General features: G+C 72.4%; 12 protein-coding genes, 2 tRNA genes and 1 pseudogene. 3 read left to right on the forward strand and 12 right to left on the reverse strand.

Features of this window, described 5'->3' with window-relative positions; genetic code table 11:
* Window positions 1-33: 33 nt before the first annotated feature.
* The 5 genes from AC3ERT_RS25760 to AC3ERT_RS25780 all read right to left on the reverse strand — a co-directional run bounded on the left by AC3ERT_RS25760 (window position 34) and on the right by AC3ERT_RS25780 (window position 7,382).
* Entirely contained in the window at window positions 34-927 is an 894-nt protein-coding gene (locus AC3ERT_RS25760; protein ID WP_435177075.1) for a DegV family protein, read from the reverse strand.
* Window positions 928-998: 71 nt separating this feature from the next.
* The gene (locus AC3ERT_RS25765; protein WP_335982077.1) at window positions 999-1,580 is read right to left on the reverse strand and encodes a hypothetical protein; all 582 of its coding nucleotides are present in this window, start codon (window positions 1,578-1,580) and stop codon (window positions 999-1,001) included.
* A gap of 217 nt (window positions 1,581-1,797) precedes the next feature.
* Window positions 1,798-4,704, reverse strand: a complete 2,907-nt coding sequence (leuS, locus tag AC3ERT_RS25770; protein WP_435177077.1) for a leucine--tRNA ligase — start codon at window positions 4,702-4,704, stop codon at window positions 1,798-1,800.
* Between the two features lie 288 nt (window positions 4,705-4,992).
* On the reverse strand, window positions 4,993-6,978 hold the full coding sequence (locus tag AC3ERT_RS25775) for a S53 family peptidase (protein ID WP_335982081.1): 1,986 nt from the start codon (window positions 6,976-6,978) through the stop codon (window positions 4,993-4,995).
* A 331-nt stretch (window positions 6,979-7,309) separates the two neighbouring features.
* Window positions 7,310-7,382: transfer RNA gene (locus tag AC3ERT_RS25780), tRNA-Ala, on the reverse strand.
* Window positions 7,383-7,602: 220 nt separating this feature from the next.
* Between AC3ERT_RS25780 and AC3ERT_RS25785 the strand changes: the two genes are divergently transcribed.
* Window positions 7,603-8,745: an alkene reductase gene (locus tag AC3ERT_RS25785; RefSeq protein ID WP_335982172.1), complete on the forward strand. Its 1,143-nt coding sequence runs from the start codon at window positions 7,603-7,605 to the stop codon at window positions 8,743-8,745.
* Here the strand turns inward: AC3ERT_RS25785 and AC3ERT_RS25790 are convergent.
* Entirely contained in the window at window positions 8,652-10,181 is a 1,530-nt protein-coding gene (locus tag AC3ERT_RS25790; protein WP_435177120.1) for an MFS transporter, read from the reverse strand. The two genes, AC3ERT_RS25785 and AC3ERT_RS25790, sit on opposite strands and share 94 nt — an antisense overlap.
* 102 nt (window positions 10,182-10,283) lie before the next feature.
* On the opposite strand from AC3ERT_RS25790, the pseudogene AC3ERT_RS25795 reads away from it, so the two are divergent.
* Window positions 10,284-11,099: pseudogene (locus AC3ERT_RS25795) on the forward strand (helix-turn-helix transcriptional regulator); the annotation flags it as partial.
* A gap of 222 nt (window positions 11,100-11,321) precedes the next feature.
* On the opposite strand, the gene AC3ERT_RS25800 reads toward AC3ERT_RS25795, so the two are convergent.
* The 6 genes from AC3ERT_RS25800 to AC3ERT_RS25825 form a co-directional block, all read right to left on the reverse strand.
* A tRNA-Ala gene (locus AC3ERT_RS25800) sits at window positions 11,322-11,394 on the reverse strand.
* A gap of 99 nt (window positions 11,395-11,493) precedes the next feature.
* On the reverse strand, window positions 11,494-12,183 hold the full coding sequence (locus tag AC3ERT_RS25805; RefSeq protein ID WP_435130422.1) for a histidine phosphatase family protein: 690 nt from the start codon (window positions 12,181-12,183) through the stop codon (window positions 11,494-11,496).
* Between the two features lie 7 nt (window positions 12,184-12,190).
* Window positions 12,191-12,622 carry a ribosome silencing factor gene (gene rsfS, locus AC3ERT_RS25810; RefSeq protein WP_335982087.1) on the reverse strand — a complete coding sequence of 144 codons (432 nt, stop codon included), beginning with the start codon at window positions 12,620-12,622 and terminating at the stop codon, window positions 12,191-12,193.
* 117 nt (window positions 12,623-12,739) lie between these two features.
* Window positions 12,740-14,551 carry an LCP family protein gene (locus AC3ERT_RS25815; RefSeq protein WP_335982089.1) on the reverse strand — a complete coding sequence of 604 codons (1,812 nt, stop codon included), beginning with the start codon at window positions 14,549-14,551 and terminating at the stop codon, window positions 12,740-12,742.
* Between the two features lie 27 nt (window positions 14,552-14,578).
* The gene (gene nadD / locus AC3ERT_RS25820) at window positions 14,579-15,178 is read right to left on the reverse strand and encodes a nicotinate-nucleotide adenylyltransferase (RefSeq protein ID WP_435130418.1); all 600 of its coding nucleotides are present in this window, start codon (window positions 15,176-15,178) and stop codon (window positions 14,579-14,581) included.
* Between the two features lie 8 nt (window positions 15,179-15,186).
* Window positions 15,187-15,330: a hypothetical protein gene (locus AC3ERT_RS25825; RefSeq protein ID WP_335982092.1), complete on the reverse strand. Its 144-nt coding sequence runs from the start codon at window positions 15,328-15,330 to the stop codon at window positions 15,187-15,189.
* 235 nt (window positions 15,331-15,565) lie between these two features.
* On the opposite strand from AC3ERT_RS25825, the gene AC3ERT_RS25830 reads away from it, so the two are divergent.
* Window positions 15,566-16,603, forward strand: coding sequence for a M48 family metallopeptidase (locus AC3ERT_RS25830; protein ID WP_435130540.1), 1,038 nt, complete (start codon window positions 15,566-15,568; stop codon window positions 16,601-16,603).
* The last annotated feature ends 13 nt before the right edge of the window (window positions 16,604-16,616 follow it).

Below are 16,616 nucleotides of genomic sequence, written 5' to 3' on the forward strand. Positions count from 1 at the left end.
GGGTGACCCCGCACCCACATCAGCGCCCCCGCCTCACCGCGGCGCGACCACCACCCCCAGCAGACCCGGCCCCGCGTGCGCCCCGATCACCGCGCCCACCTCGCTCACCACCAACTCTCCCAGCCCCGGCACCCGCGACCGCAGCCGCTCCGCCAGAGCGGCCGCCCGCTCGGCCGCGGCGAGATGGTGCACCGCGAGGTCCACCCGCCCGCCGCCCTCCCCCCCGGCCCCCGCACCACCGCTCTCCCCACCGACCGCGGCCGCCGCCCGCTCCACCACGATCTCCTCCAGCCGGGTCACCGCCTTCGACGCGGTGCGCACCTTCTCCAGGAGTTCGATCCGCCCGTCCGCGAGCCGCAGCAGCGGCTTCACCGCCAGCGCCGAGCCGAACAGCGCCTGCGCGGCACCGATCCGCCCGCCCCGCCGCAGGTAGTCGAGCGTGTCGACGTAGAAGAAGGCCGAGGTGGCGGCGGCGCGGCGCTCGGCGGCGGCCACGACGTCGTCCGGGCTGCCCCCGGCCTCCGCGGCCTCGGCGGCGGCGAGGACGGTGAAGCCCAGCGCCATCGCGACCATCCCGGTGTCGACGACCCGCACCGGAACGGGCGCCTCCTTCGCCGCGACGGTCGCGGCGTCGTACGTCCCGGAGAAGTCCGCGGACAGGTGGAGCGAGACGATCGCCTGCGCGCCGGACGCGGCGGCCGCCTCGTAGGCCGCAGTGAACTCCGCGGGGCTGGGGCGGGAGGTCGTCACCGGGCGGCGGCGCTGGAGGGCGCGGGCCACGGCGGGGGCGGAGATGTCGGTGCCCTCCTCGAACGCCTCGTCGTCGATCACCACGGTGAGGGGGACCAGGCTTATGGCGTGCCGGGTGAGGGCCTGCGGGCTCAGGTAGGCCGTGGAGTCCGTGACGATGGAGACGTGCGGGGGCATGTCGGGAGATTACCGGGGCCCCGCGCGGTGCGGCACGTCGGGACCTGCGGCTCAGTGCGGCTCAGGGCGGCTCAGTGCGGCTTGTCCCGCAGCTCCCCCGCGTTCTGCCCGCCGCCGCGGGCGATCGGCTCCCAGTGCCGCAGCGCCGTCGCCTCCATGTCGATCTCCCGCGTCAGCGACGCGAGGTCGTCGCCGTTCGCGTGGTGCACCCGGTCCTGGGCCGCCCAGCGCAGCGAGTCCGCGGAGTGGGTGATGTGCCGGGTCCGCTCGGTCAGTTCGGGCAGTTGCGCGGCGACCCTGGCCTTGTCCGGCTCGCGTTCGAGCAGCTTCAGCTCGGCGTCGAGGGTGCGGGCGTGGTCGTTGAGCCGGTCGAGCAGGGCCGCGGCCTCGGGCAGGGAGGCGTGCGCCATGGCCTCGAAGGTGCTGTCGATGGAGGAGCGCAGGTCGAGGCGGAGCTGTGTGAGCGCCCCGATGTCGCCGGGCTGGGCGAACCGGCGGGCCCGCAGCTTCTGGTCCTCCACCAGCCGGCGCGCCCGGGAGGTGTGCCGCTCGACGCCCCGCTTCACCGCACGCGTCGTCCGCACGATCGCCACCGTCGCGAGCGTCGCGAAGATCAGGAAGAACAGCAGCAGGATGATGCCGACGGTCTCCACGGACAGCGCCTCCGATCGCGGGCCACGGCCCACCCGGGCCCGGTCCAACCGACCCGTTCGGGCCTGGTTCCACGGTAATGCCTGCGGACGGGCGAAGGGGCCGGAGCGCCGGACGACCTGTCCCGGTCGTTTCCCCGAACCCGCTCCGGCCCCTCCCCTAGGGGCACCGCACCTCCGCGCCCCCGCGCTACGGCCGCACACCCCGAGGGGGCCGGCCTCACACCACGATGTTGACCAGCTTCGGCGCCCGGACGATCACCTTGCGCACCGCCGCGCCGCCGACCGCCTCGACGACCGCCGGGGCGGCCAGCGCCAGCTTCTCCAGCTCGGCGTCGGTGATCGCCGGCGGCACCTCCAGCCGCGCCTTGACCTTGCCCTTGACCTGGACGACGCAGGTGACGGCCTCGTCCTGGACCAGCGCGGGGTCGGCGACCGGGAACGGCTCGTGGGCCAGCGACCCGCCGTGCCCCAGCTTGGCCCACAGCTCCTCGGCGAAGTGCGGGGCCAGCGGCGCGATCAGCAGCACCAGCGCCTCGGCCACCGAGCGCGGCACCCCGCCGGTGGCGCCCGAGGTGCGGGTCAGCGTGTTGTTCAGCTCGGTGATCTTGGCGATCGCCGTGTTGAACCGCAGGTTCGCCATGTCGGTGGAGACGCCGTCGATCGCCTTGTGCAGGGCGCGCAGCGTCGCCTCGTCGGGCTCGGCGTCCAGGACGGTGACCTCGCCGGTGGCCTCGTCCACCACGTTGCGCCACATCCGCTGGAGCAGGCGGTACTGCCCGACGACGGCGCGGGTGTCCCAGGGGCGGGAGACGTCCAGCGGGCCCATCGCCATCTCGTACAGCCGCAGGGTGTCGGCGCCGTACTCCGCGCAGATCTCGTCGGGCGTGACCGCGTTCTTCAGCGACTTGCCCATCTTGCCCAGCAGCCGGGAGACGGGTTCGCCGTGGTGGAAGTAGGCGCCGTCCACCTCCTCGACCTCGGCCGCGGGCACCGCGATGCCGCGCGCGTCGCGGTAGACGAACGCCTGGATCATGCCCTGGTTGTACAGCTTGTGGAACGGCTCGAAGGACGAGATGTACCCCAGGTCGTACAGCACCTTGTGCCAGAACCGGGCGTACAGCAGGTGCAGCACCGCGTGTTCGGCGCCGCCGACGTACAGGTCCACGCCGCCGGCCGGCTGGCCCTCGCGCGGGCCCATCCAGTACGACTCGGCCTCGGCGGAGACCAGCCGCTCGGTGTTGTGCGGGTCCAGGTAGCGCAGTTCGTACCAGCACGAGCCCGCCCAGTTGGGCATGGTGTTGGTCTCACGGCGGTAGGTGCGCGGGCCGTTGCCGTCGCCCAGGTCCAGTTCGACGGTGACCCACTCCTCGTTGCGGGCCAGCGGGGGCTCCGGGGAGGTGTCGGCGTCGTCGGGGTCGAAGGTGCGCGGGCTGTAGTCGTCGACCTCGGGCAGCTCCACGGGCAGCATCGAGTCGGGTACGGCGTGCGCGGTGCCCTCCTCGTCGTAGACGATCGGGAACGGCTCGCCCCAGTACCGCTGGCGGCTGAACAGCCAGTCGCGCAGGCGGTAGTTGACGGTGCCCTCGCCGATGCCGTGCTCGGTCAGCCAGGCGGTGATGGCGGCCTTCGCGTCGACGACGCCCAGGCCGTCCAGGCTGATCGGGTCGGCGGCCCCGTCGCCGGTACGGGAGTTGACGATCTTCCCGTCGTACGACACGAAGGCGTCGTCCCAGGCGGCCGGGTCGGTGCCGCGGCCGTCGCCGGGCTCGACGACGCAGCGCAGCGGCAGGTCGAAGGCGCGGGCGAACGCGAAGTCGCGGCTGTCGTGGGCGGGCACCGCCATGATCGCGCCGGTGCCGTAGCCCATCAGGACGTAGTCGGCGATGAAGACCGGGACGCGCTCGCCGCTGACCGGGTTGACCGCGTAGGCGCCGGTGAAGACACCGGTCTTGTCCTTCGCCTCGGCCTGCCGCTCGACGTCGGACTTCGCGGCGGCCTGCTTGCGGTAGGCGGCGACTGCGTCGGCCGGGGTGGCGTGGCCGCCGGTCCAGGCGTCGCGGGTGCCGGCCGGCCAGGCGGCGGGCACGAGCGGCTCGACCAAATCGTGCTCGGGCGCCAGCACCATGTAGGTGGCGCCGAACAGGGTGTCCGGTCGGGTGGTGAAGACGGTGATCGCGCGGTCGTCGCCGGACGCGGTGCGCACGGCGAAGTCCACCCGGGCGCCCTCGCTGCGGCCGATCCAGTTGCGCTGCTGGAGCTTGATCGCCTCGGGCCAGTCCACCGCGTCCAGGTCGTCGGCCAGCCGGTCGGCGTAGGCGGTGATCCGCATCATCCACTGGCGCAGGTTCGCCTTGAAGACGGGGAAGTTGCCGCGCTCGGAGCGGCCGTCGGCGGTGACCTCCTCGTTGGACAGCACCGTGCCCAGGCCGGGGCACCAGTTGACCGGCGACTTCGCGGCGTAGGCCAGGCGGTAGCCGCTCAGCACGTCGGCGCGCTCGGGGCCGCTCAGCTCCGCCCAGGGGCGGCCGCCGGGCACCTGGCGGCTGCCGTCCTCGAACTGGGCGATCAGGGTGTCGATCGGGCGGGCCCGGTCGGCGTCGGGGTCGTACCAGGAGTTGTAGATCTGCAGGAAGATCCACTGGGTCCAGCGGTAGTACTCCGGGTCGATGGTGGCGAACGAGCGGCGGCGGTCGTGGCCCAGGCCCAGCCGACGCAGCTGGGCGCGCATGTTGGCCATGTTGGCCTCGGTGCTGACCCGGGGGTGGGTGCCGGTCTGCACGGCGTACTGCTCGGCGGGCAGGCCGAACGCGTCGAAGCCCAGGGTGTGCAGGACGTTGTGGCCGGTCATCCGCTGGTGCCGGGCGAAGACGTCGGTGGCGATGTAGCCCAGCGGGTGGCCGACGTGCAGGCCCACCCCGGAGGGGTAGGGGAACATGTCCATGATGAACTTCTTCGGCCGGGCGGCCAGCTCGGGCTGCCCGTCCAGCTCACCGCTGGGGTTGGGGGCGGCGAAGGTGCCGTGCTCGTCCCAGTGGTCCTGCCAGTGGCGCTCGATCCGCGCGGCCAGTTCGGCCGTGTAGCGGTACGGCGCAGCCGTCTCGGCGGCCGGGGTGGTGTCGCTCATCGTCCTCGGTACTCCATCGATGTCGTGACGGCTGCGCCGCCGTGAGCCGCTTCCTGGTGTTCCCGGGGTTCCCCGGGTTCCTGCCGTTCCTGGCAGGGGAAACAAAAAAACCCCTCGCGCAGGAGGGGTGCCGCACTGACGTGGTGCTCGGTCAGCGCGGCGGGCTAAGCAGGAGGCTCACGGCTCGCATGCGGTCAGGATACCGCAGCGCGTCCCGGGCCCGCACGGGGGCGGGCCCGTAGCCGGGGTTGCCGGTACGGGCCCGCCGTCAGCGTCGAAGCCGTCGCGTCAGTGCTTCTTGCCGCCGCCCTGCTTGGCGGGCTTGGCGGGCTTGAACGACTGGACGTAGCCCTTGGCCGGGCTGCCGACGCCGGTGACGTCGTCGTAGCCGACCGTGGCGTGCAGCGAGCTGTCCACGCCGAAGGTGCGCAGGCTGGTGACCAGGCCGTCCGAGGCGTCCACGCCGTTGGCGTAGTCGACGCGGACATTGGCGATGCCCTGGTTCTGGCCGAGCGGGTGGTCGGTCACGTCGTGGTAGGCGGAGGTGCCGTACCGGTCGTAGATCAGCGGGTTGGCGAAGCCGATCGGCACGCCGCCGCGGGCCTGCTCGGCGAGCGCCTGGACGCCGGCGATGACCGGTGAGGCGAGCGAGGTGCCGCCGAGGCGGTACTCGCTGTACTTCACGGTGCCGTCGGGGAAGGCCTGGGTCTGGCCGATCAGGAAGCCGGTGTTCGGGTCGGCGACGGCCGAGATGTCCGGCTGGACCCGCATCTTCGTGGTGCCGCCGCCTGCCAGCGCGAGCGAGTCAGGGACGACGCCGCGCTGGTAGAAGGGCTGCTGCACCAGCTTGCTGGTGCCGCCGCCGGCGCCCGAGGTGAAGGGGCCGGGGAAGCCGTCCCAGCTCTTGCCGTCGGAGGACAGCGGGGCGCGCTCGGTGCCCCAGCCGGTCTCCCACAGGTAGGTGTCGTTCTTGCCGACCGCCAGCGAGGTGCCGCCCACGGAGGTGGCCCAGGCGGAGTCCGACGGGGTGCTGACGTCCTTGGCACCGTCGATGGTGTCGTCGCCGTCGTCACCGGAGGAGAAGTAGAAGCCGATGCCCTCGACCACGCCCTGCTCGAAGGTCTGGTCGTAGGCGGCCTGCACGTCCGGCGTCGAGTTGGCCTCGACGTCGCCCCACGAGTTGCTGACGATGGTGGCGAGCCGGCCGTCGACGATGGTGTTCAGCGAGTCGAGCAGGTCGTCGTCGTAGCAGGACTTGGCGCCCACGTAGACGATGTTCGCGTCCGGGGCGAGTGCGTGCACGGACTCGACGTCGAGGGTCTCCTCGCCGTACCAGCCGTTGCCGCCGCAGTCCTCGACGTTGGTGTAGGCGTCGGCGGCCGGGGTGACCTGGGTCAGCTGGCCCTTGCGGTACTTCTGGCCGCCGGTGTCCTTCGCCAGCGTGGCGCTGTCGCCGACGATGGTCGGCGAGGCGTACGCGTCGGTGATCGCGACGGTGACGCCCTTGCCGGTGTACTTGCCGGCGCCGTAGGCGGCGCGCAGCTGGTCACCGGTGTAGCCCTTGATCGTGTACGGGGCCTTGCCGCCGTACGCGGAGGGAAGCTTGGTGTTGGTGTTCGACCCGTAGTAGGTCGAGAACGGGCCGGCGTTGACGAACGCGTCGGCGGGGCCGGGCAGCGTGTCGTCGTGGCTGGCCTTCTTCGGGGCGTTGTCCAGGCCGGTGACGGTCAGGACGGCGCCCTTGAGGGAGGCGGGCGCGGACGCCGTGCTGGTGGGGGCCCGGTAGGTGTGGCCGGACTTGGTGTAGTTGTGCAGCTGGGTGCCGAACGCCTTCTCGGCGGCCTTCACGTCACCGGTGACGGTCAGGTAGTGCGCGTTGGAGCCGGTCACCTTCAGACCGGCGGAGGTCAGCCAGTCGGTGATCGCGTCGGTCTGGGCCGTGGTGGCGCCGAACCGGGCCTTGACCTGAGCGGGCGTCAGGTAGTGCGCGTAGTCCGCGGAGTTCGGGTCCGAGACGGACTGGGCGTAGGCTTCGAGGCCCTTGGCGTCCTTGCCGGCCAGGTAGACCCGTACGGTCACCTTGCCGCTGTCGGACGTGGCGCCCTTGTCCGCACCCGCGGTGGCCCACTGCGGCTTGGTGCCGCTCAGGAGCTGCCGTCCGGCGGGCTGTGCGGCCGTGGCGCTCTGGGCACCAAGTGCGAGGGCACCGGCGACCAGCGGCAGCGCCGCCGCCACCGCGAGTGCCGCGCGCGTTCTCTTGCGCTCAAATCTCATGGAACCCCCATACGCAGCGAATGGTTGTCGCATCAAGGCGGCTCGCCGCTATGCGTGCGCGGCTCACCGCAGAGCGACACTCTTTCGCTGATCAGTTCATGCCAGGGATATGGTTTCCCCAAGAGAACGTAAAGGAACGGTAGTTCTCCCCTGCCCGCCCCGCGCACGTCCGGTGAACGCTCCGCGTCGACATGCTGCTCACCGCGCCCCGGCCCGAAACGCCCTCCCCGCCGCGGCGCCTGACGAGGGCTCACGCCCCGCCCGCGTCCTGCGCGCCGCGGGGACACGAAAAACGCCGCACACCCGGTGGTGTGCGGCGTTCGCGGTCGTGTGGAGCTACGGGGAATTGAACCCCGGACCTCTTGCATGCCATGCAAGCGCTCTACCAACTGAGCTACAGCCCCGCGGCGGCCGGTGTCCCGGCGGCCTGTGGCCACTTTACACGGCCGCACCGGCGGGAAGCACATCCATTGTCCCGGGCGCCAGGGGGCGCGAGGGCCCGGGAGCGGGACGGCTGCGGGACGGCCGCCGGACGGCCGCGGTGTTCACGAAGTCTCAATAAAAGGTGCGGGTTTTGCGGGCTACGGTGGGTCGGGCCGTGTGGACAAGAGGCTGGAGGCCACCGTGACCACCGCGTTCGACCCGATCGACCTGGCCGGGATACGCCTGCGCAACCGGATCGCCATGGCGCCGATGACCCGCAGCAGGGCGTACGGGCCGGGGCTGAGCCCCACCGCGTCGACCGCCGCCTACTACGCGCAGCGGGCGTCGGCCGGGCTGATCGTGACCGAGGGCATCCAGCCGTCGCCCGGCGGGCAGGGCTACCCGGACACCCCCGGGCTGCACAGCGCCGAGCAGGTCGCCGCCTGGCGCAAGGTGACCGGGGCGGTGCACGCCGCGGGCGGCCGGATCTTCGCCCAGCTGATGCACACCGGACGGATCGGGCACCCCTCCCTGCTGCCGGACGGCCTCTACCCGGTGGGTCCGTCCGCGGTCCCCGCGCAGGGCTCGGTGTACACCGCGAACGGGCCGAAGCCGTTCGTGGTGCCGCACGAGCTGAACGAGGACGACATCTGGCAGACCGTCGAGGACCACGCCGCCGCCGCCCGCAACGCCATGGCCGCCGGCTTCGACGGGGTGGAGGTGCACGGCGCCAACGGCTACCTGGTGCATCAGTTCCTCGCCCCGAACGCCAATATCCGGGTGGACCACTGGGGCGGCGACGACCGCCGCCGCACCCGGTTCGCGGTGGAGGTGGTCCGGGCGGTGGCCGCCGCGATCGGCCCCGAGCGGACCGGGCTGCGGATCTCCCCCGGCAAGGCGCTGGGCGACATCGACGAGCCGGACCCGGCCCCCACCTACCGGGCGCTGCTGCGCGACCTGGAACCGGTCGGCCCGGCCTACCTGCACCTGGTGGAGAGCCCGGACCGGGAGCTGACCCGAGAGCTGCGCGACCGGTTCGGCGGGGTGTTCGTCCTCAACCCCCGCGTCGAGGGCGGCCACGCCGGACCCGAGCAGCTGTCCCTGGTCGAGGACGGCACCGCGGACGTGCTCTCCTACGGCGCCCTCTTCCTCGCCAACCCCGACCTGCCGCTGCGGCTGCGGCGCGGCGGGCCGTACAACTCCCCCGAGCGCGCCACGTACTACGGCGGCGACGACCGCGGTTACACCGACTACCCGGCGCTGCCCGCCGACGAACCCCGGACCGACGCCGCCACCACGCCCAGCACCGCCACCGCGATCAGCGCCACCGAGGTGACCGCGTAGGCGTGCGCGGAGTGGTGCGCGCCCACACCCGAGCCGAGCCGGTTGAGGTAGACGGTGCCCAGGGTCGCCACCCCGGCGAGCTGACCGAGCTGCGTCACCGTGGCGAGCAGTCCGCTCGCGTCGGCGGCGTCCTGCGGCGCGACCTGGGCCAGTGCGAGCGCGAACGTCGGGCTGAACGACAGGCCCAATCCGGCGCCGAGCAGCACCAGACCGGCGTAGAAGGCCCCACCGCCGCCGCCTCCGCCGCGCAGCGCCAGCCCGACCACCGCCAGCGCGAGAGCGGCCAGCCCCATCCCGGCCGGGGCCAGCCGGCCCCACCACCTGCTCGGCAGCCGGCGCCAGTAAAGGCTGGTGCCGCCGAAGACCACCGCGGTGATCGCGAAGGTCAGCCCGGTGCGCAGCGCGCTGTAGCCGAGCCCCGTCTGAAGGTGCAGCGCCACCGCGAAGAGGAAGCCGGCGTTCACCGCCATGGCCAGCATCAGCAGCGCCACCGAGCGGATCATGCCCGGCGCGCGCAGCACCCGCCCGGACACCAGCGGCGCGCCACCGCGCCGGGTCAGCCGGCGCTCGACCACCGCGAACACCGCGAACACCAGCACGCTCAGCCCGAGGCAGACGAAGCCCCACAGCGGCCAGCCCTCCTCCTGCCCGAGCACCAGCGGCACCGTCAGGAGCGTGACCGCCGCGCCCAGCGCCACCAGGCCCGGCAGGTCCAGGCCGCGGCGCCGCTCCGGAGCGGTGCGCGGGTCCTTCGGCAGCACCCGCGGGGCGAGCGCCAGCAGCACCACGCCGATCGGGACGTTCACCAGGAACACCGGCCGCCAACCGGTCCCGAACAGGTCGGCGCTGACCAGCACACCGCCCAGCGACTGGCCGAGCGCCGCGCCGGAGGCGATCACCGCCGAGTACGCGCTCATCGCGCGGGTGCGGGCGTCCCCGCGGAAGTTCAGCTGGAGCAGGCTCAGCACCTGCGGGATCATCAGCGCCGACCCGGCGCCCTGCACGAACCGGAAGCCGATCAGCTCCCCCGTGGTCCCGGCGAGCCCGCAGGCCAGTGAGGCGGCGGTGAACACCGACAGGCCGGTGAGGAACATCCGCCGGTGCCCGAGCAGGTCGCCCAGCCGGGCGCCGGTGATCAACAGCACCGCGTACGCGATGGTGTAGCCGGCGACCACCATCTGCAAGGCCGCGCCGGAGGCGTGCAGGTCGGCGCGGATGGTGGGGGCGGCGACGTTGACGATGAAGACGTCGAGCAGCGCCATGAACAGGCCGCCGAGGATGGTCCCCAGCAGCAGCCCGGACCGCGGCCCCGGGCGGCCCGGCCCGGTGGCGACGGCACGGGCGGCGGGGCCGGTACCGGTGACGGGGTCGGTGCGGGCGGCGGACGGGGTGGCGGGGGCCGTGGACGCGGCCCCGGACAGCGTGTCGTTGCTCATGCCGTCGAGCCTCGCGCCGCGCCGGTACCAGTAACGAGAGCCCAGTGGTCCTGGTACTGACAGCACCTGGCAGCGGCGCGGCGCGCCGTCCAGGATGGAAGCATGGCGCAGCCGTCCCCACCGCAGTCGTATCCACCGCAGCCGTATCCAGCCCAGCCGGTCCGCACCGCGGCCGCCGACGCCAAGCCCCGGCGCCGGAACGAACTCGCGGCGTTCCTGCGCAGCCGCCGGGCCCGGATCAGGCCCGAGGACGTCGGCATGCCGCCGGGCATCCGGCGCCGCACCCCAGGGCTGCGCCGCGAGGAGGTCGCGCAGCTCGCCGGCGTCGGGGTCACCTGGTACACGTGGCTGGAGCAGGGGCGCCCGATCAACGCCAGCGTGCAGGTGCTCGACGCGGTGGCCCGGGTGCTCCAGCTCGACGTGACCGAGCGGGACCACCTCTACGGGCTGGCCGGCGTCCCCTTCGTCCGCGCGCCGGTCTCCGACGCCGAGGTGGTCGGCGAGGAACTGCTCGGCGTGCTCGGCGCCCTCGACCCGCTGCCGGCCGCGGTCCTCAACGACCGCTACGACGTGCAGGCCACCAACGCCACCTACCGCGTGCTGTGGCCGATGACCTCGCTCGTCGCGCGCCGGGAGCGCAACCTGCTGTACAAGCTCTTCACGATCCCCGAGTGCTGCTCGTCCTTCAAGAACAGCGCCGAGGAACTGCCGTGGATGGTGGCGCAGTTGCGGCACAGCTACGGCCGGCACATCGGCGAGCCCGCGTGGGAGGAGTTCGTGGCGCTGCTGATCCGGAAGAGCCCGGCCTTCGCGCAGCTGTGGGCGAGCGGCGACGTGGCCTCGCCCGGCCGGCGGGTGAAGGTCTTCCGGCACGCGGAGGCCGGCACCGTCCACATGACCTCCACCTCGCTGAGCATCGACGGCATGGCCGAGCACCGGGTGGTGGTCTACACCCCGGTCGCGGCGGAAGACCAGCAGCGGATCGAGCGGTTGCGGGCGATGGAGGACCCGCTGGTCGGCTGCGCCCGGCACGGCCGGCTGAGGGCGCGGGCTCCTACGGCGGGAGGCCGCGGGCTCGTACGACGAAGAGGGCGAGTCCGGTCCGCGGTGTGCGCGGAAGGAACTCGCCCTCTTCAAGCGTGGAGCTACGGGGAATTGAACCCCGGACCTCTTGCATGCCATGCAAGCGCTCTACCAACTGAGCTACAGCCCCGCACCGCCGGTTGCCCCGGCGACGAGAAGAAGCATAGCCGGTGGACGGGCCGGAAACGAAATCGGCGCTGCGGCCCGCCCGCGGGCCCACGACCTCGGACTACGTGTCGTCGCCGAGGACCGGCTCCGGCAGGGTGCCGGCATTGTGCTCGGTCAGCCGCCAGCCGCGGGCGCCCTCGCCCAGCACCGACCAGCAGCAGTTGGACAGGCCGCCCAGCGACTCCCAGGTGTCCGGCGCCAGGCCGAGCAGGCGGCCGATGGTGGTGCGGATCGCGCCGCCGTGGCTGACCACGACGAGCACGCCGCCGTCGGCGAGCTTGTCGGCGGCGGCCAGCACCACCGGCGCGGCGCGGTCGGCGACCTCGGTCTCCAGCTCGCCGCCGCCGCGGCGGACCGGCTCACCGCGCTTCCACGCGGTGTACTGCTCGCCGTAGCGGGCCAGGATCTCGCTGTGGGTGAGCCCCTGCCAGGCGCCGGCGTAGGTCTCCCGCAGACCCTCGTACGGGGTGACCGGCAGCCCGGTGAGGGCGGCCAGCTCGGCCGCGGTGGCCCGGGCCCGGCTCAGGTCGGAGGAGATGATCGCGTCCGGGGCGAGAGCGGCGAGCAGCCGGGCGGCCCGGCGGGCCTGGGCGACGCCGGTCTCGGTGAGCGGCACGTCGGTGCTGCCCTGGAACCGCTGCTCGACGTTCCACGACGTCTGGCCGTGGCGCCACAGCACGATCCGGCGGCGCCGGTCGGCGCCGGGCGCCTGGACGTCGCCGCTGCCGTCCCGGTGGTCGGTGCCGGTCACCGCGCGCTCACGCGTCCTCGTGGGCGGCCGCCTCGGTGGCGGCGGCGTGGGCCGCGGCCTTGCCGCGGGTGGCCACCGCGTCCGCGGGCAGCTCGATCTCGGGGCAGTCCTTCCACAGCCGCTCCAGCGCGTAGAAGACCCGCTCCTCGGAGTGCTGCACATGCACCACGATGTCCACGTAGTCCAGCAGCACCCAGCGGCCGTCCCGCTCGCCCTCGCGCCGCACCGGCTTGGTGTCCAGCTCCTTGAGGAGGTGCTCCTCGATGGCGTCGACGATCGCCTTGACCTGCCGGTCGTTGGGCGCCGAGGCGACCAGGAAGGCATCGGTGATGGAGAGCACATCGCTGACGTCGTAGGCGATGATGTCGTGCGCGAGCTTGTCGGCGGCGGCCTGGGCGGCGGCGCGGGTCAGCTCGATGGAACGGTCAGTGGCGGTCACGGATGCGGCTTTCCGGTCGGGGTCCTGTCGACTCCAGGGTCTCACGACCCTCCGACAGACCCCGACCGTGTTTCCGGGCGGCGCCGCTGACCTGCGGCGCCGCCCGGCGAGGCGGCCTCAGCCGTCGTCGCTGGTCGGCTTGTAGTCCGCGCCGAGGACCACCGTGATGTCGGCGTTCGAGGCGACCGTGCCCTTCTTGACCGCGCTGGTCGGCAGGCCCAGGGTGGCCGCCACGTCCTTGGCCGCGGCCTCCCGCGACGCGTCGGCGTACAGCACCTGGGACGTCGCCTGCACCGTGCCGGACTTGCCGCCGGACACATAGGTGTAGGTGCCGCCGTTGACGATCGCCGCCTGTGCCATGGCCGCGGACTTCGACTTGCCGCTGGCGTCCTTGACCGACACCCGCGCCGGGCCGGAGGAGCCGGTGGACTGCTTCACGCTGCCGCCGAGCACGTTCTTGACCACGCTCTGGGTGGCCGCCTCGCTGAGCGTGCCGTCCTTCTGCACCGGCAGCATCGAGGTGCTGTACTGGCCGGTCTTGGCGAGGTCGGCGAGCTGCGCGAGGGACGCGCCGAGCTGCTTGTCGGTGAGCGAGGGGTCCAGGATCTGGGCGAGCGCCTGCACGGTCCTGGTCGCGTCGGCCGCGTCGCTGGGCATCTTCATCAGCACCGCCTGCATGACCTGGCCGAACCGGCTGAGCTGGGCCGTCTGCGACTCGCCGGGCGCCTTGTAGGTGGCGTAGGCGACCGCGGCGTCCCCGCTCAGCTCCTGCTGCTCGCCCTTGGCCACCAGCACCTTGTCCTTGTCCTTGCCGGTGCCCTTCACCTCGGCGTCGGTGTCGACGTAGATGTCGCCGAGCGAGTCGACCAGCAGCTCCAGATACGGCGAGTCCAGCCGCCAGCTGCCCTTGATGTCGGTGCCGAGCAGGGTGTTGAGGGAGTCCCGGGTGGGCCCGACGCCGTCGGACACGGACTTGTCGAGGGTGGTCACCGAGCCGTCGTCGCCGGTGAGTTGCACGGAGTTCGGGATCAGCACGGTGGTGCCGTGCTTCTTCGTGGTGTTGTCCACCAGCAGCGCGGTGGAGCTGGCGCCGCCGTCGACCGGCAGCATGTGCACCACGATCACGTCGCGCCGGTCGGAGCCGCTGCTCACGGCAGCCGCGGTGCTGCTCTTCTTCAACCCGGGGATCTTCCCGGCCTTCCACAGGTACCCGCCGCCGCCGAGCAGGGCGAGCACGAGTATCGCCACCAGGCCGAACCGGCGTTTGCGCCCGCGCCGCTTGGCCTCCTCGCGGCGCTCGGTGCGCGACTCGGAGAACTTCAGCCAGTCGATGACCTCTTCGGACTCCTCGGAGTCCTCGTCGACGAAGGCGAACTGCTCGGTGCGGTAGTCCGGGTCGCCCGGCTGCCGCGCCTCCTGGGCGGCCGGCTGCTCCTCGAAGACGGGCTGCTGCCCCGTGTCGTGGACCGGCTGCTGCTGCCCGGTGTCGTAGGCGGGCATCCGGCCCGTCTCGTACGCGGGCAGCTGACCGGTCTCGTAGGCGGGCATCTGCCCGGTGCCGTAGCCGGGTTGCCCGCCGGTGCCGTAGTCCTGCGCCGGGTAGGCGGGCAGCTGCCCGGTGCCGTAGTCCTGGCCGCCCTGGGCCGGGCCCTGGCCGTAGCCGGGCTGGTAGTTCTGCGGCGGGTGGACCTGGTGCGTGCCGGTGTCGTACTGCTCCTGGTACGGCGGCGGGGCCTGCTGCGGGACGTAGCCCTGCTGCTGGCCGCCGTACGTCGCGGACGGGTCCTGGTACGGCGGCTGGGCGAGCGGGCGCCCGTACGCGTCGTAGCCGTAGGGCTGCTGCTGGTAGTAGGGGTCCTGCGCGTAAGGGTCTGTCTCGTTGTCTGGACCGCCCTCGGCATAGTGCCTGCGGGGGTTTGCGTCGTTCACGAGGAACCCCTTCACGTTTGCTGTGCGCTACCCGGTCTCGTGCCGGTAGAGCGCGCGCTTGTCGATGTAGCGCACCACACCGTCCGGAACCAAGTACCAGACCGGCTCCCCCTTGGCCACCCGCTGGCGGCAGTCGGTCGACGAGATCGCCAGCGCCGGGACCTCCACCAGCGACACGCCGCCCTCGGGGAGCCCCGGGTCCGACAGCGTATGCCCTGGACGTGTGACGCCGATGAAATGCGCCAGTCCGAACAGCTCCTCGGCATGCCGCCAGGACAGGATCTGCGAGAGCGCGTCGGCCCCCGTGATGAAGAACAGCTCCGCCTCGGGGTGCTCGGAGCGCAGGTCCCGCAGGGTGTCGATGGTGTAGGTCCGGCCGCCGCGGTCGATGTCGCTGCGGCTGACCGAGAACTCCGGGTTGGAGGCGGTGGCGATCACCGTCATCAGGTAGCGGTCCTCGGCAGCGGACACCTTGCGGTGCTCCTTCTGCCAGGGCTGGCCGGTGGGCACGAAAACGACCTCGTCGAGGTGGAAGAGGCTGACCACCTCGCTCGCGGCCACCAGGTGCCCGTGGTGGATGGGGTCGAAGGTCCCGCCCATCACACCGATGCGCTTCTTGTCCGACATGCGGCCGACTAGTCCCGGTTGAAGCGGGTGACGACCCACAGCAGGAGCAGCAGCGCGATCAGCGCACCGAAACCGGTCAGGTACGGGCTGAGGCTCGGGTGGTTGCCGCCCTCGGCGAGAGTGGTCAGGGCGGTGGCTGGTGCGGTCGACATTCGGCTGACCCTCTGCGTTCTCGGAGACGGGTGGGAAGGCTCTCGGCACATGGTACGGGCGGCGCCCGGGGAACTTCGCGGTGGCTCCACGCGTCCAGCACTGTGTAACCGGTTGGCGAGCAGGGGGTTGGCCCAGGTGTCCGAATCGTCCCAGTCGAAGAAACCGAAGAAGGACGGGTCCGGTGGCAAGGGCCCGGGCGGCAAGGCGGCGGGGGCGGGCGGCAGCGGCGAGAAGCTGCCCAGTCGCACCCGGCGCCGCTTCCCCGACATCTCCTCGCGGGCGTACGAGCACCCGGCCGACAAGTCGGCGCTGGTGGCGCTGCGCAAACTCACCGGTTTCGACACCGTCTTCAAGGGCCTGAGCGGGCTGCTGCCCGAGCGCAGCCTGCGCCTGCTCTTCCTGTCCGACTCCGTCCGGGTCAGCGACGAGCAGTTCGCGCACCTCAACGCGATGCTGCGGGACGCCTGTTACATCCTGGACCTGGAGAAGGTGCCGTCCTTCTACGTCACGCAGGACCCGCAGCCGAACGCGATGTGCATCGGCATGGACGAGCCGATCATCGTGGTGACCACCGGCCTGGTCGAGCTGCTGGACGAGGAGGAGATGCGCGCGGTCATCGGCCACGAGGTCGGGCACGCGCTGTCCGGGCACTCCGTCTACCGGACGATACTGCTCTTCCTGACCAACCTCGCCCTGCGGGTGGCGTGGATACCGCTGGGCAACCTCGCGGTGCTGGCCATCGTCACCGCGCTGCGCGAGTGGTTCCGCAAGTCCGAACTGTCCGCGGACCGGGCCGGGTTGCTGGTCGGCCAGGACCTCCAGGCGTCGATGCGCGGCCTGATGAAGCTGGCCGGCGGCAACCACCTGCACGAGATGAACGTGGACGCCTTCCTCAAGCAGGCCGACGAGTACGAAGCCGCGGGCGACCTGCGCGACTCGGTGCTGAAGATCCTCAACGTGCTCCCGCGCAGCCACCCCTTCGCCACCGTGCGGGCCGGCGAGCTGCGCAAGTGGGCGGCCAGCCGGGACTACCAGCGGCTGATGGACGGCCACTACCCGCGGCGCACCGAGGACAAGGACACCTCGGTCTACGACACGTTCAAGGAGTCGGCGAACCACTACTCCGAACGGGCGAAGCAGAGCAAGGACCCGCTGGTCGGTCTGATCCGCGACCTGGGCAACGGCGCCGGGGACATCGGCGGCAAGCTGCGGGACAAGTTCACCGGGAAGGGCGGGGCGGACCCGGCGGGCCCGGAGCCCGAGGGGGCGTAGACCCGCAGGTCCG

Source organism: Actinacidiphila sp. bgisy145 (assembly GCF_057708125.1).